Annotated in this window: 27 protein-coding genes and 1 tRNA gene; 17 read left to right on the plus strand and 11 right to left on the minus strand. The window is 68.1% G+C overall.

The genetic code is table 11. The features are described 5' to 3' along the window. Nucleotides 1-7: 7 nt before the first annotated feature. Genes ACP7C5_RS04350 through ACP7C5_RS04360 form a run of 3 tightly spaced genes read right to left on the minus strand, consistent with a single transcriptional unit; the run spans nt 8 to nt 2,387 of the window. Nucleotides 8-868, minus strand: coding sequence for a hypothetical protein (locus ACP7C5_RS04350; RefSeq protein ID WP_426263299.1), 861 nt, complete (start codon nt 866-868; stop codon nt 8-10). Beyond that, entirely contained in the window at nt 865-1,080 is a 216-nt protein-coding gene (locus tag ACP7C5_RS04355; RefSeq protein ID WP_426263300.1) for a hypothetical protein, read from the minus strand. Before ACP7C5_RS04355 ends, ACP7C5_RS04350 begins: the two co-directional genes overlap by 4 nt. Further along, on the minus strand, nt 1,077-2,387 hold the full coding sequence (locus ACP7C5_RS04360) for a replication-associated recombination protein A (RefSeq protein ID WP_426263301.1): 1,311 nt from the start codon (nt 2,385-2,387) through the stop codon (nt 1,077-1,079). Before ACP7C5_RS04360 ends, ACP7C5_RS04355 begins: the two co-directional genes overlap by 4 nt. A 222-nt stretch (nt 2,388-2,609) precedes the next feature. On the opposite strand from ACP7C5_RS04360, the gene ACP7C5_RS04365 reads away from it, so the two are divergent. Together ACP7C5_RS04365 and ACP7C5_RS04370 are read left to right on the plus strand one after the other, a co-directional pair. Beyond that, nucleotides 2,610-3,176, plus strand: coding sequence for a PadR family transcriptional regulator (locus ACP7C5_RS04365; protein WP_426263386.1), 567 nt, complete (start codon nt 2,610-2,612; stop codon nt 3,174-3,176). Beyond that, nucleotides 3,176-3,490 (plus strand): DUF2218 domain-containing protein, encoded by a 315-nt coding sequence (locus ACP7C5_RS04370; protein ID WP_354288973.1) that lies wholly within the window; start codon nt 3,176-3,178, stop codon nt 3,488-3,490. The genes ACP7C5_RS04365 and ACP7C5_RS04370 overlap by 1 nt, the downstream gene beginning before the upstream one ends. 75 nt (nt 3,491-3,565) lie before the next feature. Here ACP7C5_RS04370 and ACP7C5_RS04375 read toward each other — a convergent pair whose 3' ends face one another. Beyond that, the gene (locus tag ACP7C5_RS04375; protein WP_426263302.1) at nt 3,566-4,744 is read right to left on the minus strand and encodes a glycosyltransferase family 4 protein; all 1,179 of its coding nucleotides are present in this window, start codon (nt 4,742-4,744) and stop codon (nt 3,566-3,568) included. A gap of 76 nt (nt 4,745-4,820) precedes the next feature. Here ACP7C5_RS04375 and ACP7C5_RS04380 point away from each other — a divergent pair, with 76 nt between their 5' ends. After that, on the plus strand, nt 4,821-5,525 hold the full coding sequence (locus ACP7C5_RS04380; protein WP_426263303.1) for a glutathione binding-like protein: 705 nt from the start codon (nt 4,821-4,823) through the stop codon (nt 5,523-5,525). A 3-nt stretch (nt 5,526-5,528) separates the two neighbouring features. Here ACP7C5_RS04380 and ACP7C5_RS04385 read toward each other — a convergent pair whose 3' ends face one another. Then, complete coding sequence (locus ACP7C5_RS04385; protein WP_426263304.1) at nt 5,529-5,939, minus strand: BLUF domain-containing protein; 411 nt, start codon at nt 5,937-5,939, stop codon at nt 5,529-5,531. Between the two features lie 148 nt (nt 5,940-6,087). Between ACP7C5_RS04385 and radA the strand changes: the two genes are divergently transcribed. The 6 genes from radA to ACP7C5_RS04415 are packed head-to-tail and all read left to right on the plus strand — an operon-like array spanning nt 6,088 to nt 10,879. Next, nucleotides 6,088-7,461, plus strand: coding sequence for a DNA repair protein RadA (radA, locus tag ACP7C5_RS04390; protein ID WP_133189156.1), 1,374 nt, complete (start codon nt 6,088-6,090; stop codon nt 7,459-7,461). A gap of 43 nt (nt 7,462-7,504) precedes the next feature. After that, nucleotides 7,505-8,074: a CvpA family protein gene (locus tag ACP7C5_RS04395; protein ID WP_133189155.1), complete on the plus strand. Its 570-nt coding sequence runs from the start codon at nt 7,505-7,507 to the stop codon at nt 8,072-8,074. Between the two features lie 45 nt (nt 8,075-8,119). After that, a complete protein-coding gene (locus tag ACP7C5_RS04400) occupies nt 8,120-8,554 on the plus strand; it encodes an iron-sulfur cluster assembly scaffold protein (RefSeq protein ID WP_426263305.1) in 435 nt (144 codons plus the stop codon). Next, nucleotides 8,551-10,350 (plus strand): cation:proton antiporter, encoded by a 1,800-nt coding sequence (locus ACP7C5_RS04405; protein WP_426263306.1) that lies wholly within the window; start codon nt 8,551-8,553, stop codon nt 10,348-10,350. Before ACP7C5_RS04400 ends, ACP7C5_RS04405 begins: the two co-directional genes overlap by 4 nt. Next, entirely contained in the window at nt 10,347-10,676 is a 330-nt protein-coding gene (locus tag ACP7C5_RS04410; protein ID WP_426263307.1) for a DUF423 domain-containing protein, read from the plus strand. Before ACP7C5_RS04405 ends, ACP7C5_RS04410 begins: the two co-directional genes overlap by 4 nt. A 44-nt stretch (nt 10,677-10,720) precedes the next feature. Beyond that, nucleotides 10,721-10,879 carry a hypothetical protein gene (locus ACP7C5_RS04415; protein ID WP_165954492.1) on the plus strand — a complete coding sequence of 53 codons (159 nt, stop codon included), beginning with the start codon at nt 10,721-10,723 and terminating at the stop codon, nt 10,877-10,879. 66 nt (nt 10,880-10,945) lie between these two features. Here ACP7C5_RS04415 and ACP7C5_RS04420 read toward each other — a convergent pair whose 3' ends face one another. Genes ACP7C5_RS04420 through ACP7C5_RS04430 form a run of 3 tightly spaced genes read right to left on the minus strand, consistent with a single transcriptional unit; the run spans nt 10,946 to nt 12,775 of the window. Continuing rightward, nucleotides 10,946-11,095, minus strand: a complete 150-nt coding sequence (locus tag ACP7C5_RS04420; RefSeq protein WP_133189151.1) for a DUF2256 domain-containing protein — start codon at nt 11,093-11,095, stop codon at nt 10,946-10,948. Nucleotides 11,096-11,132: 37 nt separating this feature from the next. Further along, entirely contained in the window at nt 11,133-12,224 is a 1,092-nt protein-coding gene (gene aroB / locus ACP7C5_RS04425; protein ID WP_426263308.1) for a 3-dehydroquinate synthase, read from the minus strand. Then, complete coding sequence (locus tag ACP7C5_RS04430; protein ID WP_133192011.1) at nt 12,221-12,775, minus strand: shikimate kinase; 555 nt, start codon at nt 12,773-12,775, stop codon at nt 12,221-12,223. Before ACP7C5_RS04430 ends, aroB begins: the two co-directional genes overlap by 4 nt. Nucleotides 12,776-12,860: 85 nt before the next feature. Here ACP7C5_RS04430 and ACP7C5_RS04435 point away from each other — a divergent pair, with 85 nt between their 5' ends. The 4 genes from ACP7C5_RS04435 to ACP7C5_RS04450 are packed head-to-tail and all read left to right on the plus strand — an operon-like array spanning nt 12,861 to nt 16,718. Next, a complete protein-coding gene (locus tag ACP7C5_RS04435; protein ID WP_165954491.1) occupies nt 12,861-12,998 on the plus strand; it encodes a hypothetical protein in 138 nt (45 codons plus the stop codon). Further along, nucleotides 12,979-14,826, plus strand: a complete 1,848-nt coding sequence (locus ACP7C5_RS04440; RefSeq protein WP_426263309.1) for a hypothetical protein — start codon at nt 12,979-12,981, stop codon at nt 14,824-14,826. Before ACP7C5_RS04435 ends, ACP7C5_RS04440 begins: the two co-directional genes overlap by 20 nt. Next, nucleotides 14,823-15,758 carry a tyrosine-type recombinase/integrase gene (locus ACP7C5_RS04445; RefSeq protein WP_426263310.1) on the plus strand — a complete coding sequence of 312 codons (936 nt, stop codon included), beginning with the start codon at nt 14,823-14,825 and terminating at the stop codon, nt 15,756-15,758. Before ACP7C5_RS04440 ends, ACP7C5_RS04445 begins: the two co-directional genes overlap by 4 nt. Nucleotides 15,759-15,770: 12 nt before the next feature. After that, nucleotides 15,771-16,718, plus strand: a complete 948-nt coding sequence (locus ACP7C5_RS04450; RefSeq protein WP_426263311.1) for an acetyl-CoA carboxylase carboxyltransferase subunit alpha — start codon at nt 15,771-15,773, stop codon at nt 16,716-16,718. 223 nt (nt 16,719-16,941) lie between these two features. Here ACP7C5_RS04450 and ACP7C5_RS04455 read toward each other — a convergent pair whose 3' ends face one another. After that, a complete protein-coding gene (locus ACP7C5_RS04455; RefSeq protein WP_133189146.1) occupies nt 16,942-17,115 on the minus strand; it encodes a Flp family type IVb pilin in 174 nt (57 codons plus the stop codon). 120 nt (nt 17,116-17,235) lie between these two features. Next, nucleotides 17,236-17,430: a Flp family type IVb pilin gene (locus ACP7C5_RS04460; RefSeq protein ID WP_133189145.1), complete on the minus strand. Its 195-nt coding sequence runs from the start codon at nt 17,428-17,430 to the stop codon at nt 17,236-17,238. A 55-nt stretch (nt 17,431-17,485) separates the two neighbouring features. On the opposite strand from ACP7C5_RS04460, the gene ACP7C5_RS04465 reads away from it, so the two are divergent. After that, nucleotides 17,486-17,923: a (deoxy)nucleoside triphosphate pyrophosphohydrolase gene (locus ACP7C5_RS04465; RefSeq protein WP_426263312.1), complete on the plus strand. Its 438-nt coding sequence runs from the start codon at nt 17,486-17,488 to the stop codon at nt 17,921-17,923. A 39-nt stretch (nt 17,924-17,962) separates the two neighbouring features. On the opposite strand, the gene ACP7C5_RS04470 is transcribed toward ACP7C5_RS04465, so the two are convergent. Continuing rightward, nucleotides 17,963-18,036, minus strand: a tRNA-Cys gene (locus tag ACP7C5_RS04470). A 198-nt stretch (nt 18,037-18,234) separates the two neighbouring features. Between ACP7C5_RS04470 and ACP7C5_RS04475 the strand changes: the two genes are divergently transcribed. From ACP7C5_RS04475 to ACP7C5_RS04485, 3 genes are read left to right on the plus strand one after another with little or no spacing between them, the layout of a single operon-like run. Continuing rightward, nucleotides 18,235-18,900, plus strand: a complete 666-nt coding sequence (locus ACP7C5_RS04475; protein WP_426263313.1) for a protein-L-isoaspartate O-methyltransferase family protein — start codon at nt 18,235-18,237, stop codon at nt 18,898-18,900. A 20-nt stretch (nt 18,901-18,920) separates the two neighbouring features. Beyond that, a complete protein-coding gene (locus tag ACP7C5_RS04480; RefSeq protein WP_426263314.1) occupies nt 18,921-20,432 on the plus strand; it encodes a TolC family outer membrane protein in 1,512 nt (503 codons plus the stop codon). A 34-nt stretch (nt 20,433-20,466) separates the two neighbouring features. Beyond that, the gene (locus ACP7C5_RS04485) at nt 20,467-20,979 is read left to right on the plus strand and encodes a DUF2497 domain-containing protein (RefSeq protein ID WP_426263315.1); all 513 of its coding nucleotides are present in this window, start codon (nt 20,467-20,469) and stop codon (nt 20,977-20,979) included. Nucleotides 20,980-21,011 lie beyond the last annotated feature (32 nt).

Raw genomic sequence — 21,011 nt, forward strand, 5'->3', positions numbered from 1 at the left:
CAATGCGTCAGGATATGCCGAAGGTCCAGCCCTCGGTGTGCGCAATTTGGGGGGTCAGCGCGCTCGGGTGCCAAAAATCGGTGCGTGCCGCGTTCGCGCGGAGCCAGGCGGCGGTGAGGATCGCGTCGGTCGCGTGATCGGTATAGCGCGCGAGCGGCGTGTGGGCGCGGCTGCCGAGCGTGGCGAGCGCCATGTCGAGTGCGGCGGCATCGCGCAGCTTGCTGCGTCCCTTGCGCACCCCGGCGGCGCGCGCGGCGATCGTCGTGTAGATTTCGACGACGCACGCGCCGGTGTGGGGGGCGGGGTCGATCGGCCAGACCGGGATGGCTGGCGCGAGATGGTGGAGCAGCCTCATGCCGGCAAAGCTCGCCTTGGCGACCTGCGCTGCGCCGATCGCGTCGTAGACGGTCGAGGGCTTGCCGAACCCGGCGGCATTGTGATGCGCCTCGCAGCGGCGGAAGTGGAGGAAATCGGCCTTCGTGCCGTCGGCTGCGCCAAGATAAAAATGCGTGCCGCGGCGCGATTCGAGAAACGAGGCAGCGCCGAGATCGGCATCGGGGGCGTGCGCATCGACATAGCCCCAGAAGGCGCGCGCGGTCGTCGGCGCGGCCTCGCCGGGCAGATAGGCGCCGCGCTCGACATAGGGGGGCGCGAAGCTGAAGTCGAAGCCGACGAGCAGCGGTGTCTCGGCCTGATCGCGCAGCCAGTGGAGGATGTCGGCGCGTGACCAGACACCGCGCGGCGGCGATACGAGCGTCGGGGCCGCCGCGCCCGTCTCGCACAGCGCGAGCGCGATGCCGGGGTGGCGCGCGCCCTTCGCTCCCGACCAATCGATCGCGGCGAAGCGGGTGAAGTGCGTCGGGATCACGCCTTTGTGCGCGGCTTGCTGGGTTTGCGCGCAGCTGCCTGGACGCGGTCGGGATCGTCGCTGCCGTGGCGGATGAGCAGGGTGGGCCAGCTGATCGAGACGAAGGTCCGGCCGTCCGATCCGACCTTCACCGCCGCGCCGCCATCAGGCGTCGCGGCGATCGTGTCGGGCAAGGTCAACGCGGCGGCGGCGCGCGAAGCCCAGTCCTTCATTGCGCGTCTTTCAAGCTCGCCCACCATGCCATGCGGTCTGCGATGCGCTTTTCGACGCCGCGATCGGTCGGGACATAGAAAGTCTGCGGCTCCATCTCCGCAGGCCAATAGTTCGATCCTGAGAAGCCATCGGCCGTATCGTGATCGTACGCATAGCCCTTGCCGTAGCCGATCTCCTTCATCAGCTTGGTCGGCGCATTGAGGATGTTTTCGGGGGGCATCAGCGATCCGGTCTCGCGTGCCGATTTCCACGCCGCCTTCTGCGCCTTGTAGGCGGCATTCGATTTTGGCGCGGTGGCGAGATACAGGCATGCCTGCGCGATCGCGAGCTCACCCTCGGGCGATCCCAGGAAATCGTAGGCGTCCTTGGCGGCGAGGCACTGCGTCAACGCGTTCGGATCGGCAAGGCCGATATCCTCGACCGCCATGCGGACCATCCGGCGCAGCAGATAGAGCGGTTCCTCGCCCGCGGTGAGCATGCGCGCGAGATAGTAGAGCGCGGCCTGCGGGTCCGATCCGCGCACCGCTTTGTGGAGCGCGGAGATGAGATTGTAATGCCCCTCGCGATCCTTGTCGTAGACCGCGACGCGACGCTGCAGGAAGGCGGAGAGGCCGGCGGGGTCGAGCGGCTCGGGCAGGTTGACCGCGAACAGCGTCTCGGCCTGGTTGAGCAGGAAGCGGCCGTCGCCATCGGCGCTGGCGATCATCGCATCGCGCGCTTGCGGCGTGAGCGGGAGCGGCTGGTCCTCGATCTCCTCGGCGCGGTCGAGCAACTTGCCGAGCGCGGCGTGGTCGAGCCGGTGGAGGATCAGCACTTGTGCGCGACTGAGCACGGCGGCGTTGAGCTCGAACGACGGATTCTCGGTCGTTGCGCCGACCAGGGTGACGGTGCCGTCCTCGACATAGGGCAGGAAGCCGTCCTGCTGCGCGCGATTGAAGCGGTGGATCTCGTCGACGAACAGCAAGGTCCGCTTGCCCAGCCGGGCATGGTCGCGCGCCTCCGCAAAGGCTTTCTTGAGGTCGGCGACGCCTGAAAACACCGCCGAGATCGCGACGAAGCGCAGGCCGACGGCATCGGCGAGCAGCCGCGCGATCGTCGTCTTGCCGGTGCCGGGCGGGCCCCACAGGATCATCGACGACAGCCGCCCGGCGGCGACCATCCGCCCGATCGCGCCCTCGGGACCAGTGATGTGCTCCTGCCCGACGACCTCGGCGAGCATGGTCGGGCGGAGGCGATCGGCGAGCGGGGCAGTCGCGCTGATAGCCTCGGCGGCGGGCGGATCGAAGGCGGCGAAAAGGTCGGGCATCCAAGCAAGATAGGCGTTCCGACGCACGCTAACCACCCGTGGGGATGGGGCCTGGGCTGGTTCGGGCGGGCGAGGCGCGAGCCGGGTCTCAAAAAAGTGCGCGGCAGCCCTTGCGAAGAGTGCATTAAGATATATCTTAGTGCCATCGTGTTATACAGAAGGAACGATATGTTTGGATTTTCAGAACGCGGCAGCCACGGCTGCCAACCCGGGCACGGCCGTATGGGCATGCGCGGTGGACCGGGCGGCGGGCGGCACTTCGGTGGCGGGCGCGGCGCCGGGCATGGCAGCGGTCGGGGCGAGGGTGAGGGGCGCGGTGGCCCGCGCGGCCGGCGGATGTTCGACGGCGGCGAGCTGCGGCTCGTCTTGCTCAAGCTGATCGCCGACGAGCCGCGCCACGGCTATGACCTGATCCGCTCGATCGAGGATCTCACCGGTGGCGCCTACGCGCCGAGCCCGGGGGTGGTCTATCCGACGCTGACGCTGCTCGACGAAATGGAGCTGATCGAGGCGCGGCAGGCCGAGGGGGCGAAGAAGCTCTTCGCGATCACCGAGGGCGGGACGGCGCTGCTCGCCGAAAATGGCGAATTGGTCGAGGCGCTGTTCGCGCGGCTCGCCGAGGTCGGTGCCGAGCGGGCGCGGACCGAGAGTTCGGCGGTGCGCCGCGCGATGGGCAATCTGCGCGAGGTGCTGGTGCACAAGCTGCGCCACGAGCAGGTCGAGCAGGAAACGCTCCACCAGATCGTCGCGCTGATCGACGACGCCGCGCAAAAGATCGAGCGGCTGTGATGGCCTATACCGCAACCGCGCGCGTGCCGACCGCCTCGGCGAGCAAATACCTCCAGCAGACGTGCAAGCATTGGGAGCACAATCTGGCGGTGGTGTTCACCCCCGACCATGGGACGATCGTCTTCCCCAAGGATGCGCGCGGCGCCGCGCATCCCGGCGATGCGACGGTCACGTTCGACGCGCATCCCGATGTGCTTGAGGTGCGGATCGACGCGACGTCGGTCGAGCAGCTCGAGGGCCTGAAGGGCGCCGTCGCGCGCCATGTCGATCGCTTCGCGTTCCGCGAGGCACCGCTGAGCTATGACTGGCGCTAGGACCTGACCACCGTGTGGTTGACCCGCGATCCGCGCTTCCCGCAAGGGAGTGACGGATCGCGGGCAACGACCGCTTTACGCGGCGTGCGCGGCGCCGGTCGGGTGCCCGGACGCGCGGCGCTCGAGCACTTTGAGATAGGTATCGAGCACGACCTGGTTGATTCGCTCCCACTGATAGGCCGCCGCCGCCGCGTGGCCCGCGGCGCCCGCGCTGTGGCGGAACGCGTCATCCTCGCAGAAGCGCTGGAGCGCATCGGCATAGCCTTCGATATCGGTCGGCGGGACGATCAGCCCGGTCACGCCATCGGCGATCAGCCCGACCGCGCCCGACGCGCGCGCCGCGACCACGGGCACGCCCGCCGCCATCGCCTCGAGCGTGACGTTGCCGAAGGTCTCGGTGAGGCTCGGGTTGAAGAACACATCCATCGACGCGACCGCACGCCCGAGATCGTCGCCGGTCAGATAGCCCGCGAACACCGCATTGGGCGCCTGCTGGGCGAACCAGTCGCGCGCGGGGCCTTCGCCGACGACGAAGGTGCGATGCTTGACGCCGCGCTGGTCGAGCGCGCGCAGCGCCTGCGCGAATACATCGAGGCCCTTTTCCTTGACCAGCCGGCCGAGGAACCCGACCGCGATCTCGTCATCACCGATGCCGAGGCTGCGGCGCCACGCGAGATCGCGCCGCGCGGGATTGAAGCGTTCGTGATTGACGCCGCGCGACCAGCGCGTGACCGGCGTCGGCACGCCCCAGTCGTGCAGGATTTCGCCCATCATCTGGCTCGGCGCGAGCACTTCGTCGACGCGGCTGTAGAAGCGCTGTTGCGCGCGGATCATCATCGGCACGAGGAACCCGAGCCCGTAATAGCTCATATAGGTCTCGAAGCGCGTATGGTACGAAGCGACGCACGCGATGTCGTGCTTCTCGGCATAAGCGAGCGCCTTGTGGCCGAGCCAGTCGGGCGCCGACAGGTGGATCAGGTTCGGCGCGAACGCCGCCAGATCGCGCCGCACGCGATTGCCCATGCCGCGCGTCAGCTTGTATTCGCCGCGCAGCGGGATCTTGATCGAGGGTGCGCTGACCAGGTCGCCGGTCGGCGGAAAAGCTGGCGTGCGGCTGGTGGGGGCATAGACGCGCACCTTGACGCCGCGGCTCAGCAAATGGCCGACGAGCAAATTGAGCGTCTGGTTCGCACCATCGCGGGTATAGTTATAGTTGCCGCTGAAGAGCGCGACACGGAGATCGGAAGCTTGCATCGGATGGCGCCATAGCGAAGCGCGGGGCGCGTGACTATCTCCTGCACGCCATCGTGGCGCGCCAAAGGAGTTCGCAATGCCCGATCTTTCCGCTTTCCCGATCACCAAGCGCTGGCCGGCACAGCATCCCGAGCGGTTGCAGCTCTATTCGTTGCCGACCCCGAATGGCGTCAAGGTCTCGATCATGCTCGAGGAAACCGGGCTGGCGTACGAGCCGCACCTGGTCGATTTCGCCAAGGACGACCAGAAGACCCCCGAATTCGAATCGCTCAACCCCAATGGCAAGATCCCCGCGATCCTCGATCCCGACGGCCCGGGCGGTGCGCCGCTGGCCTTGTTCGAATCGGGTGCGATCCTGCTCTACCTTGCCGAGAAGACCGGCCGGTTCCTGCCGAGCGACCCGGTCGCGCGGCTTCAAGCGATCCAATGGGTGATGTTCCAGATGGGCGGCGTCGGCCCGATGTTCGGCCAGATGGGCTTCTTCGTGAAGTTCGCCGGCAAGGACTTCGAGGACAAGCGTCCGCGCGACCGCTATGTCGCCGAGGCCAGGCGCTTGCTCGGCGTGATGGATGTCGCGCTCGCCGACAAGCGCTGGTTCGTTGGCGAGGACTACACGATCGCCGATATCGCGATGCTGGGTTGGGTGAACGCGGTTGTCGACTTTTACGGCGCGGGCGAGCTTGTCGGGTTCGACGATTTCACCAACGTCAAGGCGTGGCTCGCGCGTGGCCTCGCGCGGCCGGCGGTGCAGCGTGGGCTCACTATCCCGGCGCGCGGGTAGCGCTCACGCGGCGGCGTGGACTTGCGCAAAACCTTCGAAATAGCCGCGCACGATCGGGTCGGTGATCGGCTCGACCAGCGTGGCGACGGTTTCGGGGAGCGTTATTGCATCGCCGCTTCCCGTGCCGCCGCGGTTGAAGCCCATCGCCCATTGGCCAAAGGTCGGCGTGTCGATTGTCGTGCGCGAGAGGATGACGACGGCGTGGTGGCGCGGATCGGCCTTGATCCTGTTGAAGACGGTCTCCACGGCAGCTTCCGGGCCTTCGAGCGCCTGGAGGAAGCGGCGTCCACCCGCGACGAGCAGGCCGGTCACGCCGACCGCGGCATTGTTACGGCGTGAGGCGATCAGGATAGCATCGAGTTCCGCCGTCGTGAGCGGGGATCTCGTGCTGCTTATATAGATAAGACGCTGCATGCTTACGCTCCAGACCTGGAACCTCCGGTTTCTGCGCAAAGCGCGAAAGAACGGTTAAGATCTCGCGCTACGACATTTTGAAAGCGCATAAAGGTAACGCGTCGGAAAATCTGTTCCCCTCTCGTTCTCCGCTCGCTATGCTCGTCCCATGGCCAAACCTCAAAAACGCTATGTCTGCCAGGCCTGTGGTTCGGTGTCGCACCGCTGGCAGGGGCAGTGCGCCGATTGCGCCGAATGGAACACGCTGGTCGAGGAAGCGGGCGGCGGCACCGTGACGCCGTTCCAGGCCAAGCATAACCTCCAGTCGGGCGGGCGGACGATGACGCTGGTCGGGCTCGATGCCGAGATCGCGCTGCCCGAACGAATGACGTCGGGAATTGCCGAGCTCGACCGCGCGCTTGGCGGTGGGTTTGTCGAGGGATCGGCGACGCTGATCGGCGGCGATCCCGGGATCGGCAAGTCGACGTTGCTGCTCCAGGCGGCGGCGAAGATGGCGCTCGCGGGACTGAGCGTTGCGTACGTCTCGGGCGAGGAGGCGGCGGATCAGGTCCGCCTGCGCGCGCGACGTCTCGGATTGGGGCACGCGCCGGTTCAGCTCGCGGCGGCGAGTTCTACGCGCGATATCCTGACGACGCTGGGGCAGGGGCAGCCGCCTGCCTTGCTCGTGATCGATTCGATCCAGACGATGCACAGCGATCTGATCGAAGGCGCGCCGGGCACCGTCAGCCAGGTGCGGGCGTCGGCGCAGGAGTTGATCCGCTTCGCAAAGGAACGCGGGACGGCGGTGGTGCTGGTTGGCCATGTCACCAAGGACGGATCGATCGCGGGGCCGCGCGTGCTCGAACATATGGTCGACACCGTGCTGAGCTTCGAGGGCGAGCGCAGCCACCAATATCGCATCCTGCGCGCGATCAAGAACCGCTTCGGCGGGACCGACGAGATCGGCGTGTTCGCGATGGTCTCGGAAGGCTTGTCCGAGGTCGGCAATCCTTCGGCGCTGTTCCTGACGCAGCGCGACGAGGGGATGACGGGGACGACGGTGTTCCCCGCGCTCGAGGGGACGCGGCCGGTGCTGGTCGAGATCCAGGCGCTCGTCGTACGGCTTGCGAGCGGGGCGACGCCGCGGCGTGCGGTGGTCGGCTGGGACAGCGGGCGGCTGGCGATGGTGCTCGCGGTGCTCGAGGCGCGGTGTGGGCTGAGTTTCTCGTCGAGCGAAGTCTATCTCAACATTGCGGGCGGCTACCGCGTGCAGGATCCGGCGGCCGATCTCGCGGTGGCGGCGGCGTTGATCTCGGCGCTGTCCGAGCGGCCGGTGCCCGCCGATGCGGTGGTGTTCGGCGAGCTCGCGCTGTCGGGCGAAGTCCGGCCGGTCGCGCACGGCGCCTTGCGGCTGAAGGAAGCGGGCAAGCTCGGTTTCGAGCGCGCGCTGCTGCCTGCGGCGGTGCAGGACGACAAAAGCGGGTTGAAGCTGACCGGCTTCCGCACGCTCGGGAGTTTCGTCGAGCATATGCTTGGACGATAGCAGCCCCTCGACTTAACCCATCGCTCGGCGATAAGGCGCGGGGATGCATCTCACCGCGCTCGATATCCTTGTCCTGCTCACCGTCGGCGGATCGGCCACGCTCGGGCTCGTGCGCGGGTTCGTCACCGAAGTGCTCTCGCTGTTCGCCTGGGTGGCGATCGTCTTTGCGCTCAAGCTGTTCCATGTGCCGCTGACGCACGCGCTGACCGGCATGGTCGGCACCACCACCGGCGCTGCGGTGCTCGCCTTCGCGATCCTTGGCGGCGTGACCTATTTCGGGGGGCGGATGGTCGCCAATGCGATTGGCGCGCGCACGCGCGATTCGATCCTCGGGCCGGTCGACCGCGCGCTCGGCTTCGGCTTCGGTGCGCTGAAGGGGCTGATCCTGGCGAGCCTCGCCTTCCTGCTCGTCGTGCTGATGACCGATACGATGAGCGGCGGCCCGACGCACCGGCCCGAGTGGCTGACCCAGGCCAAGGTCTATCCGTTGCTCAACACGACGAGCGCGAGCATCGCCGACTTCGTCGACCGTCGGCGCCGTGGCGAGCCGGTGTTCGGCCCGGCCCATGTGCGGACGCCGCGCGCCGCCGAGCCCGACAACGCCGCCGACTGACCGCGGCGGGGTGACGCGCGCGGCGAGCCCGCCTACATAGGCGGCATGACCGCGCCGCTCTACACCACCGAGATCCTCCGCCTCTCGACGACGATTCCGCACCACCAACGCTTGCCCGATCCGATGGGCTCGTCGGAGAAGCGCTCGCCGGTGTGCGGCAGCCGTGTGACGGTCGACGTCAACATGGATCGCGACGGGCGGGTCGCCGAGCTCGGGATGCTGGTGCGCGCCTGTGCGCTGGGCCAGGCTTCGGCATCGCTGATGGGAGCCGAAGTGATCGGCAAGACCCCCGCCGAACTCGTCGCAGCGCGCGATGCGCTGGCTGCCTGGCTGGCGAGCGAGGGGCCGCCGCCGAGCTGGACGGGGCTCGAGCTGTTCGCGCCCGCGCTGCCGCACAGCGCGCGCCATGCCTCGATCCGGCTCGCCTTCGAGGCTGCGGCCGAGGCAGCGCAAGCCGCTGCCGCCAAGGCACCGGCATGAGCGAATCGCTGCTGCTCGATGGCGTCATCCTCGGCGGCTTCGCGCTCGTCTTCGTCCTGATTTTCCGCCGCTTCGGGCTCGGTGCGACGCTCGGCTATCTCGTCGCGGGCGCGGTGGTCGGGCCGCAAGTGCTGCATCTGGTCGGCAATGCCGAATCGAAGATGGGCATCGCCGAGCTCGGCATCACCTTGCTGCTGTTCATCGTCGGCTTGGAACTCAACCCGACGCGGCTGTGGGCGCTCAAGAAGGAAATCTTCGGGCTTGGCCTGATGCAGGTCGTGCTGTGCGGGCTCGCGGTGACGGGCGTGGTCTGGCTCTCGACGCGGCTCGGCGGATCGCCGCAGCATTTCTCTTGGGCTGCGGCGCTCGTGCTGGGCCTGCCGCTCGCGCTGTCGTCGACCGCGCAGGTTTTGCCGATGCTGCAATCGGCGGGGCGGCTGCGCACGCCGTTCGGGGAGCGCGCCTTCTCGATCCTGCTGTTCCAGGATCTGTCGATCGTTCCTTTGATCACGCTCGTCACGGTCTTGTCGCGCAATCCGGCGGACGCTGGCGGCCCGCCGGGCTGGCTGCTGTTTCTCTATACTGTCGGCGCTGTAGCGGGGCTGGTCGCCGCCGGGCGCTTCCTGTTGCGGCCGCTGTTCCGCATCATCGGCAATATGGGCGAGCGCGAGATGTTCGTGTTTGCCGCGCTGTTCACCGTGATCGGCGCGGCGGCGATCATGGAATCGCTTGGCCTGTCGACCGCGCTTGGCGCGTTCGTCGCGGGCGTGATGCTCGCCGACAGCCCGTATCGGCATGAACTGGAAGCAGACGTCGAGCCGTTCCGCTCGATCCTGCTCGGACTGTTCTTCCTCGCGGTCGGGATGATGCTCGATCTCCACGCGATCGCCGAGCGGCCGTTCTTCGTCATCGGCATGGCGCTCGCGCTGATCGCGACCAAGGCGCTGATCATCTTCGGCATCGGCATATTGTTCAAGATGAAGTGGCGCGCCGCGCTCGCGCTCGGGCTGTTGCTGAGCCAGGGCGGCGAGTTCGGCTTCGTGCTGTTCGCGCAGGCGCAGCACGCCTTCCTGATCGCGCCCGAGGCGGCGAGCCTGTTCGGCGCGATCGTCACGCTGTCGATGGCGACGACGCCGTTCCTGATGATGATCACGCAGCGCATTCGCGAAGAGCCGATCATCGCCGGCGAGCGCGACGGGCCGACCGCGGACGGCGCCAACGCGCTGATCGTCGGCTATGGGCGCTTCGGCCAGACCGTCGCGCAGATGCTGATCGCGCAAGGGGTGCCGGTGACGTTGATCGACACCGATATCGAGATGATCGACATCGCGAGCGAGTTCGGCGCCAAGGTCTATTACGGCGACGGGACGCGGCTCGACATGCTGCGCCAGGCGGGGGCGGGCGAGGCCGAGCTCATCATGTTCTGCATGGATGGCGACCAGATTTCTGCCGATCTCGTCAAGGGCGTGAAGGAGGCCTTTCCGCACGCCTCGATCTACGTCCGCGCCTATGATCGCCGCGCGGTGATCAAGCTCAAGGGCGCGCCGCTCGACGGGGTGGTGCGCGAAGTGCTCGAATCGGCGGTCAAGATGGGGCGGATGGCGCTCAAGAGCATCGGCGTCGATCAGGCCGAGATCGACCGCACCGAGGATACCTATCGCCGCAAGGACAAGGAGCGGCTGCGCGCGCAAGTCGCCGCAGGCGACATCCGCGCCGTGCGCGAGAAGATCATCACGCAGCACGAACGCGAATCGGCGCTGCCCGAGGACGAAGCATCGGTGGAGGAACCACGATGAACTGGATTGCCATTCTCGCTGCGCTGTCGGGGGCGCTGGCGATCGGTGCGGGCGCGTTCGGCGCGCATGGCGCGGGCAAGGACGCGGCCGAATGGCTCAAGACCGGCGCGCATTACCAGCTGATCCATGCGGTCGCGGCGCTCGTCGCGCTGAAGATGGACGCACGCGGGCCGGCGTGGCTGTTCCTCGCCGGTGGCGCGATCTTTGCGGGCTCGCTCTACCTGATGGCGCTCGGCGCGCCGCGCTGGTTCGGCGCGATCACGCCGATCGGCGGCGCGGCGCTGATCGCCGGCTGGCTGTGGCTGGCCTGGATCGCCCGGGGGTAAGCGCCGCGCGGATCGGTTGACTCGATGGCCCCCTGGACGCGTGATTGACCGGGGCGATCGTTTCCGTTTTTGTACCGATGTCGGATCCCGAATGGTGTGCGCCCAATCGTGACGACGAGCCGGGATGGTGCTGGATCATCTTCACGCTCGAGGTGGGGTTTGTGGTGCTGTCGCTGGCGGTCTTTGCGAGCCTGATAGCGTAACGGGCCCGGGTGGCGAGGTCGGTCGGATTGCCACCAGTTATCGCCGCCAAACTCTCCCGCGCGCCGTCACCCGCTCTTTGCGGCGCGGCGACAGCGTTCCGAGCAATAGACGACGTTGTCCCAGTCGCGCGCCCATTTCTTGCGCCAGGCGAAGGGGCGCTGGCAGACCGGGCAGGTCTTTTCGGGCAGGTTCGCCTTGGCGATGCCTTGGGGCATGAAGGGGGCCTTCCTGGTGCTGCGCGTGGACCGACGCTCAGGCGTCGAGAAACGCCCGGACGTCGACGAGGTTCACCGATGTGTCGAGGTAGGTCCCGCCGATCCCGCGCGCGAGCAGGAAGGGGAGCTTGCCCGCGTCCATCTTCTTGTCGTGGAGCATGTGCGCGACGAGCGTCTCGCCATCGGCATCGATCCCGGCCGCCGCTACGCCATCGGGCAAGCCGATCGCGCGCAAATGCGCCGCGACGCGCTCGGCATCGGCGGCGGGGGCGAGCCCACGCGCCGCCGAATAGCCGAACGCCAGCGCCATCCCGGCGGCGACGCCCTCACCGTGGAGCAAGCGGTCGGAGAAGCCAGCCTCGGCCTCGAGCGCATGGCCGAAGGTGTGGCCGAGATTGAGCAGCGCGCGCTTGCCGGTCGTCTCGCGCTCGTCCTCGGCGACGATCCGCGCCTTGGCGGCGACCGAATGCGCGATGGCGTAGGCGCGCGCGGCGGGGTCGCCCGCGAGCAGCGCGGGCGCGTTGGTTTCGCACCAGTCGAAGAAGGCGGGATCGTCGATCAGGCCGTATTTCACGACCTCGGCATAGCCCGCGCGGACGTGGCGCAGCGGCAGCGTGTCGAGCACATCCGGGTCGATCAGCACCAAGGCGGGCTGGTGGAACGCGCCGACGAGGTTCTTGCCGGCGCGCGAATTGATCGCGGTCTTGCCGCCGACCGACGAATCGACCTGCGCGAGCAAGGTCGTCGGGATCTGGACGAAGCCGCAGCCGCGCTTGACGATGCTGCACGCGAAGCCGACGAGATCGCCGATCACGCCCCCGCCGAGCGCGACGACATGATCGCCGCGCTCCACGCCGAGCTCGAGCAGCCGGTCGGTCAGCTGTTCGAGCATCGCCCAGCTCTTGGTGCCTTCGCCCGGTGGGAGCACGATCGCTTCGCTTTCGACGCCCGCCGCGGTGAGCGACGCTTGCAGCGTTGCCAGATGCGGCAGGACGTTCTGGTCGGTGACGATCGCCATCCGCCGGCCGCGCGACAAGGGCTTCAGCCAATCGGCCGCACGCGCGAGCACGCCGGCTTCGATCACGACGTCGTAACTGCGCGAACCGAGCGCTACGGGAATGGTCGTCATATCTTGCCGAGCGCTTTCAGGATGGCGTTGACGGTCGCGTCGTGCGGCGCGCGGTGGCTCGAGACGCGGAGGTGTGCCGTCGCGTAGAACGGGTTGCGGACGCGCGCCAGTTCTTCGAGCACCGCGAGCGGATCGCGGTTGCGCAGCAGCGGGCGGGTGTCGCGGCGCGAGACGCGCTCGACGAGCACCGCAGGCTTCGCGTCGAGCCAGATCGCAAAGCCGTTCGACAGGATCGCGGCGCGCGTCTGCGGATCGACAAAGGCGCCGCCGCCAGTCGCGATGACGCGCCGCTCGCCGTCCATCAGGCGGGCGATCACGCGGCGTTCGCCGTCGCGGAAATGCGCTTCGCCGAATCGCTCGAAGATTTCGGACACCGCCATGCCGGCGGCGATCTCGATCTCGCTATCGGCGTCGACGAAGGGGAGGCCGAGGCGCGTGGCGAGCCTGCGCCCGACGGTCGATTTGCCGGCCCCCATCAATCCCACCAGCACGATCGGCTGGCCGGTCCAGATGGGCGGTTCGGGCGGGGAGGGGGCGGGGCTTTGCAACATCGAAGCGAGCGCTATACAGCGCACCTGCGTCTCGGGCAAAAGCTTGGTCGTTGCCCATTTTCAGTTTGTTGCAGGTTGTGAGCCCATGCCCCGTTCGATCGTCGCTCTCATCGTCGTCCTCGTGGTGGTGGTCGCTTTGCTGTTCGGCCTGTCGCGTCTGTCGCACGAAAAGCCGCTGAAGCATGTCGAGAAGGCCGTCCCGCTTGCGAATCTCCAGAAGTAAGGTCGCGATCGCCGCGCTGGCCGCAGCGCTGGCGATTCCGGCGCTAGGCCAGGACAAGCCCGAATCGATTCTTCCGCCCGGCTTCGGTGATCCCACGCCGCCGCCGAGCGCACCGCGTCCGCGCGCTGCCCAGCCGAATCGGCCCGACGCCGCGCCGACTGCGGCGCGGCCGGCGGCCCCAGCGGCGGCTCCGCTCGTTCCCGCCCCGCTCGGTCTCACACCGCTCGGTCCCGGAGGCCCCGATGCCGCGCCGACGCCGCTCGCAACGCCGGTGCCGACCGTCGCGCCCCCTGCGGCGACCGATTTCGCGGCGTTCGTTCGCGCCGACATGCCGGCGTACGCCCGCCGCTCGCTGGCGCAGGTTGGCGTCGTCGGGCCGGCGCAGGGCGCGATGGCGACCGACGCGTTCGGCCGCGCCAATGGCCGCTATCTCGAAACGCTGATGCGGCGGCTGAATCCGCCGGTCGCGTCGCGTTGGGTGTCGATCGTGTTGCGGCGCGCCTTGCTCGCGCGCGTCGATACGCCGCGCGGCGTCAACGGCGCGGATTTCGCCGCCGAGCGCGCGTGGCTGCTGGTGCGGATGGGCGAATCGGTCGCCGCGCGGGCGATGGTGCAAGCGGTCGATACCGAAGATTATACGCCCAAGATGTTCGTCGCAGCGATGCAGGCGGCGCTGGCTGCGGGCGACCCCGCGGCGTTGTGCCCGGCGGTCGAGGCGGGCGCGACGCTCGGCGCCGAGCGAGGGTGGATCCTCGCGCGCGCGATGTGCGCTGGCCTGTCGGGTATGCCCGCGAAGGTGCAGCCGTTGCTGACCCAGGCGCGGCGGACGCGGCTGGCCGGGGGCGTCGACCTGTTGCTTGCGCAGAAGGTTGCCGGCACCGGGCAAAGCGGTCGTCAGGCGGTGACGATTGAGTGGGACGATGTCTCGCAACTGACCGCATGGCGCTACGGCCTCGCCACGGCCGCTGGGGTAGAGATCCCGGCAACGCTGCTCGCGACGGGAACGCCTGCGGTCGACGGCTGGCGTGCGCTTGCGCCGACGCTCGCGCCGAACGTCCGCGCGGCGGCGGCCGAGCTTGCGGCGGCACGCGGGATCCTGTCGAGCGCGGCGCTGATCGACCTCTACAGCGCGATCGACGCCGGGGACGACCAGTCGGTCGCCGAAGCGGGCATCGCTCGCGACTTGCGCGCGTCGTATGACGCGAGCAGCGTGGCCGGGCGCGCCGATGCGCTCAAGCGGCTGTGGGACGAACCCAAGACCGATGAAGGCCGCTATGCGCGGCTCGTGCTCACCGCGGGCGCGGCGGCGCGGTTGCCGCAATCGCTCGAGAAGCCGGATATCGACCGCATCGTCGCGTCGATCCTCAGTGCGGGGCTCGATCCGCGCGCGATGCGCTGGCGCGAGAAGGCCGAGCGCGGCAGCACCGCCTGGGCGATGCTGACGCTGATCGACCCGGCCGAACCGGTGGCGAGCTATGACGAGGTCAGCGCCTATGCCGGCGCGAACGATTCGGACGGGCTCAAGCGGCGGATGTTCTTCGCTGGCCTGGCCGGCCTCGGCCGGATGTCGGCGAGCGAGATCGAGCGCGGCGCGCGGACGCTCGGCGTGCGCGTCGGGCGCGAGGATAGCTGGACACGCGCGCTCAAGACAGCGGTCGTCGACCGCGAGCCCGGCACGGTGGCGTTGCTGTCGGCGGTGGGGATGCAGACGCGTGCGTGGCGCGGCGTGTCGCCCGAGGCGCTCTATCACATCGTGACCGCGCTGCGTGCGGTCGGCTTGCCCGGCGAGGCCAAGATGGTCGCGGTCGAGGCGATGAGCCGGCTGTGACCGAGCCATCGGCCGCGGGCGGGGACCGCGCGCTGATCGATCGCTTTCTCGAGATGATGGCCGCCGAATCGGGCGCGGCGAAGAATACCGTGCTCGCCTATCGCAGCGATCTCGAGCTGGCTTCGGGGTTTCTCGAGGGGCGGTTGAGTGCTGCCGGTGCCGACGAGCTCGCGCGGCTCGGTGGCGAATGGCTCGCGCTGTCGAAGGCGAGCGCGGCGCGCAAATCGGCGGCGTTGCGGCGCTTTTTCGCGTTCCTGGTCGATGAGGGGTTTCGCAGCGACGATCCGGGTGCCGCGCTGCCTCGGCCGGGCGCGACGCGCGGGCTGCCCAAGGTGCTCGACCATGCCGATATCGACCGGCTGTTTGCCGCGATCGCCGCGCGAATCGCCCGCGACCCGCCCGATCCCAACGACCTGCGGCTCGCCGCGTTGGTCGAGTTGCTTTACGGATCGGGGCTGCGCGCGACCGAGCTGATGTCGCTGCCGCGCCGCGCGGTGGCGCCCGACCGGCCGTATCTCATCCTGCGCGGCAAGGGCGGCAAGGAGCGGCTCGTCCCGCTGTCCGATCGCGCGCGCGCGGCGGTGGCGGTGTGGCGGTTGCATGTTCCCGAGGAGAGCCCGTGGCTGTTCCCCTCGGGCAAGAGCCATCTCAGCCGGATCCGGCTGTACCAGTTGCTCAAGGGCCTGGCGGGCGAGGCGGGGATTCCGCCCGATCGCGTCAGTCCGCACGTGCTGCGGCATGCCTTTGCGACGCATCTGCTGGCGGGCGGGGCCGATCTGCGCGCGCTGCAATCGATGCTCGGCCATGCCGATATTGCGACGACCGAAATCTACACGCATGTCGATGCGAGCCGGCTCGTGGAGCTCGTCAATACGCGCCATCCGCTTGCCGAGGCGACAGCGCGCGTTGACGCAAAGCGCGGCGGGCCTTAACCGCCGCTGGCTATGGCAAGTTTCCTCGATTTCGAAAAACCGATCGCCGAGCTTCAGAGCCGGATCGACGAGCTGCGCGAGACCGCGTCCGAAGGGACGGTCGATATCGGCGCGGAAGTCGGCAGGCTCCAGGCAAAGTCCGACAAGCTGCTGCGCGACACCTATTCCAGGCTAACCCCGTGGCAGAAGGCGCAAGTCGCGCGCCACGGCGAGCGGCCGCACTTCAAGAACTATATCGCTGGCCTGTTCGAGGATTTCATGCTGCTCGCGGGCGACCGCGCGTTCGGTGACGATCAGGCGATCCTCGGCGGCTTTGCGACGTTTCGCGGGCGCCGTATCCTGGTGATCGGTCACGAGCGCGGTGACGATACCGCGAGCCGGCTCAAGCACAATTTCGGGATGGGCAAGCCCGAGGGCTATCGCAAGGCGATTCGCCTGATGCAGCTCGCCGACCGCTTCGGCCTGCCCGTCGTGACGCTGGTCGACACCAACGGCGCGTTTCCCGGCATCCAGGCCGAGGAGCGCGGGCAAGCCGAGGCGATCGCGCGCTCGACCGAGGCGTGCCTTGCGCTCGGCGTGCCGATGGTCGCGGCGGTGGTCGGCGAGGGCGGTTCGGGCGGCGCGATCGCGCTGGCGGCCGGCAATATCGTGATGATGTTCGAACATGCGATCTACGCGGTGATCACGCCCGAGGGCTGCGCGTCGATCCTGTGGCGCACCGCCGACAAGGCGCCGGAAGCGGCCGAGGCGATGAAGATCACGGCGCAGGACCTCAAGGGTCTCGGCGTCATCGACACGATCGTTCCCGAGCCGCTTGGCGGTGCGCAGCGCGATCCGGCCACGGCGATCGCTGCGCTCGGCGATGCGATCGAGGCGGCGTTGATCAAGCTCGACGGCAAGACTCCGGCCGAACTGCGCCGCAGCCGGCGCGAAAAGTTCCTGGCGATGGGGCGGCTCTAAGCCGCTTCGCCGCTTGTCGGATCAAGCGGACTTCGCAATTCCGAAATTTTGATGAAGGTCGTCACGCGCTGATGGCTGAATTCTTTGCATCGCGGCGACGGCGATCCGCGCCGCGATGCGTGCGGATTCGGTCGCAGACGCGGCTTTTGCAGGGCGCGCACACGAAAACGGGCGGCAAGACCATCGTCTTGCCGCCCGTCTGTCGTCACGTAAGCGCTAAAGCTTACTTGGCAGCCGAACCCAGCGTACCCGACACGTTGGTGAACGTGGTCTTGAGCGAGTTGCCCAGGCCCTGCATCGCGGCGATGGCAGCGACGGCGATCAGCGCGGCGATCAGGCCGTATTCGATTGCGGTGGCGCCCTTGGAGTTCTTGATGAAATTGCGGATCGTCTTCATGATTTCGGTCTCCGTGGATAAGTGCTTCAGTACCCGGTCGGACCGGAGTGCCGGGCCAACACAGCTTTTGTAGAAGGCCAGAGTTGATAAAAGTTTAAGGCGACCGGTGGCGTTTGCGGGTCAGTTCGCTGGGGTCGCGGCGCCCGCGCTGCTGACCTTGGTGTTGACGTTGCCCCACATGCCGATGGTGGTATTGGCGAGCTGCGTGAACGACGCGATCAGCGCGATCACGACGAGCGCGGCGATCAGCCCATATTCGATAGCGGTGCCACCCCGGCGGTCGCCAAGCAGAGATTTCAGCAGTCGGATGATCATGGCGATACTCTCCGAGCCAGGTTCCGGCGTTTTGATACCTAAGGATGATTAACGAATGTCTAAACCTTTGGGAGCGGGCGAGACGGCCTCGCTGATGCCGGTGGTTGCGGCAGCGTTGATCGATCGCGACGGGCGCGTGCTGGTGCAGCTGCGCCCGCCCGGCAAGGCGATGGCGGGGCTGTGGGAGTTTCCCGGCGGGAAGGTCGAGCCGGGCGAGACACCCGAGGCGGCGCTGGTGCGCGAGCTCGAGGAGGAATTGGGGATCGTCGTTGCGCAAGACGCGCTGGCGCCGCTGACCTTTGCCAGCGCGACGTTGCCTGGACGCCATTTGCTGCTGCTGCTCTATGTCTGCCGCGCGTGGGGCGGGGTGCCGCAAGCGCTCGATGCGACCGCGCTCGCGTGGCACGCCCCTGCCGCACTGCGCGACCTGGCGATGCCGCCGGCCGACTTGCCGTTCATCGCTGCGCTCGAGGATATCGGGGACGACCGCTAGGATCGTCGCGCCTGCCGCGCCGCGGGGCAGGGAAGAATATGGAGGCCCGACCGGGAATCGAACCCGGGTGCGAGGATTTGCAGTCCTCTACGTCACCACTCCGCCATCGGGCCACGAGACGCTGTGGGGCGTTTCGGGGAGGCGCGCTGATGCAGGGGCGCACGCGCGCTGTCAACCGCGGGCGTGCAAAAATGCCGCTACGCGTCGCTTGGCGTAGCCTTTCCATCACGATAGAAGCGAGCGCAGCAAACGAGTGTATTGCACAGCTACAACAGTTGTGCAAAGCTGGTGTCCGACAAGGGTGTGGTTCGATGACAGTGACGACGCAGGATTCCGAGATGGTGGCGATGCGCCACGCAATGGTGGCCAGCCAGCTGCGCACCAATGCGGTGAGCGATGCGCGCGTGGTGGCCGCGATGGACAGCGTCCCGCGCGAAGCCTTCGTGCCCGCCGATGCGCAGGCGATCGCGTATCGCGATACCGCGGTGCCGCTCGGCCATGGCCGCGCGCAGAACGTGCCGATCGCGACCGGGCGACTGCTGACCCAGGCCGAGCTGCGCGCGACCGACCGCGTGCTGCTCGTCGGCGCGGCGGGCGGCTACACCGCGGCGGTGCTGTCGCATCTGGTGAATTCGGTCGTCGCGCTCGAATGCGAGCCGGCGCTGGCGGCAGCGGCGCGCACGGCCCTGGGCGATACCACCAACGTGACCGTGGTCGAGGGTCCGCTCGAGGCGGGCCACGCTGCCGGCGCGCCGTACGACGTGCTCGTCATCGACGGCGCGGTCGAGGCAGTGTCCGACGCTTTGGTTGCGCAAGTCGCGATCGGCGGGCGGGTCGTCACGGGGATCGCCGATCGCGGCGTGACGCGGCTGACCTCGGGCCGCAAGACCGCAGGCGGCTTTGCGCTGCTCGACTTTGCCGACATCGATTGCGTTCCGCTGCCGGGCTTCTCGCGGCCGCGCTCCTTCACGTTCTGATCAGAAAGACACGCCGAGCCATGCGCGCACTCTTTTTCGTCACCGGTACAGCGCTGTTCGCTCTGGTCGCAGCACCGCTGTCGGCGGAAACGCTGCGCGAGGCCTTGGTCAAGGCGTACAACACCAACCCGACGCTCGCCGCGCAACGCGCGAGCCAGCGCGGGGTGGACGAAAACGTGCCGATCATCCGGTCGCAGGGGCTACCCGGCGTCCAGCTGCAAAGCACCTACACCGAGAATGTCGTGAAGGCGGCGAACAGCTTCGTCTCGCCCGATCGCCAGGCCGGGGCGAGCGTGACGCTCGCGGTACCGATCTACAGCGGCGGCGCCGTCCGCAACGGCATTCGCGCCGCACAGACGCGAGTCGAGAGCGGGCAGCTGAGCTTGCGCGGGACCGAGGCGAGCTTGTTCACCACCGTGGTCGGCGCGTATATGGACGTGATCCGCGACGAGGCGATCGTCGGGCTCAACACGCAGAATGTCCGCGTGCTCGAGGTCAACCTTCAAGCCAGCCGCGATCGGTTCCAGGTCGGCGACCTGACCCGCACCGACGTCGCGCAATCCGAGGCGCGTCTCGCGGTCGCGCGCAGCCAGCTGCAATCGTCGCAAGCGCAGCTGATCACCAGCCGCGAGAGCTATATCCGCTTCGTCGGCACCGAGCCCGGCCGGCTCGACACGCCGCCCGACCTGCCCAATCTGCCGGCCGAACCCGATGTCGCAGTCGATGTCGCGTTGAAGAACAATCCGACCTTGCTCGCGGCGGCCAAGGCGCGCGATGCGGCGGGCTATGACATTGGCGTGGCACGCGCCAACCGCTTGCCGACGGTCGCGGTCAATGTTGGCGGCAACTATTATAATTATCTCGGCTCGCTCGGTTCGAGCACGGGCGTTGCGGTCCGACAGAGCGGGAAGGCGGCTACGGTCGGGCTCGGGCTGACGATGCCCTTATATCAGGGCGGCCGCCCCGCCGCGCAGATTCGCCAGGCGCAGGACGCGCGCGTGCGCGCGATCGAGCAAGTGACCGAGACCGAGCGCGGCGTCATCGCGCAGGCGCGGTCGGCCTATGCGGTGTGGAAATCCTCGCTCGAGACGATCGCGTCGAGCGAAGTCGCGGTCAACGCCAACAAGCTCTCGCTCGAGGGCGTCCGCGCCGAGAACAGCGTCGGCAACCGCACGATTCTCGACATCCTCAACGCCGAGCAGGAATTGCTCAACTCGCAGGTCACGCTCGTTACGGCGCAGCGCGACGCCTATGTCGCGGGCTTCGCCTTGCTCGCGGCGATGGGGGAGGCGGAAGCGCGCAATCTCGGGCTCGACGGCGGTCCGCTCTACGATCCGGTCGCACATTATACCAGCGTGCGGCACCGGATCTGGGACTGGTCGTCGGATCCCGACCCGGCGGTCACCGGCACGCGGACCAATGCGACGCGCCCGCAGACCGCGAAGATGACGCAACCGCTCGACCCAATTCTCGAAGCGCCAGTTGACAGAAGCGCGCCGATCACTGCAGGTAATGCGACGAAGAACCGTTAACCATCGGATCTACGCACAAACTAGGAATGCGGTAATGGGTGATCTGAGCGCGGAGCCATCGATGGAAGACATCCTTTCGTCGATCAAGCGCATCATCGCCGAGGAAAACGACGCGACGCCAGGCCGCAGCAAGCGCCCACCGCGTTCGCTGCCGCCGCGCTCCGAAGCGGAACCCTTCGATCACGACATCCTCGAGCTGAGCGAGCCCGTCCATGAGCCGGAATATGCACGCGAGCCTGCCCCCCGCCCTGCGCCAGCGCCTGCGGCGGAGCCTGTAGCGGTGGCCGCCAAGCCTGTGCCGGCGTCGGTCGCGCCCGAACCGAGCCCCGAATCGCTGCTGTCGGCGCGCACCGCCGAAGCCTCGCGCAGCCCGCTCGACGCTTTGTCGCGGCTGGTGGTCAAGCCCGAGGTGACCGGATCGGACACGCTCGAGGGCGTGGTGCGCGAGATGTTGCGGCCGATGCTGCGCGACTGGCTCGACGCCAATCTCCCGACGATGGTCGAGGCAATGGTCGCGCGCGAGATCGATCGGATCACGGGGAAGTAAGACCTGCCCGCTTAGACCCGATTGCGGCGGCA

Origin of the sequence: Sphingomonas sp. PWP1-2, from assembly GCF_049898305.1 — a bacterium.
GTDB lineage: Bacteria > Pseudomonadota > Alphaproteobacteria > Sphingomonadales > Sphingomonadaceae > Sphingomonas > Sphingomonas glacialis.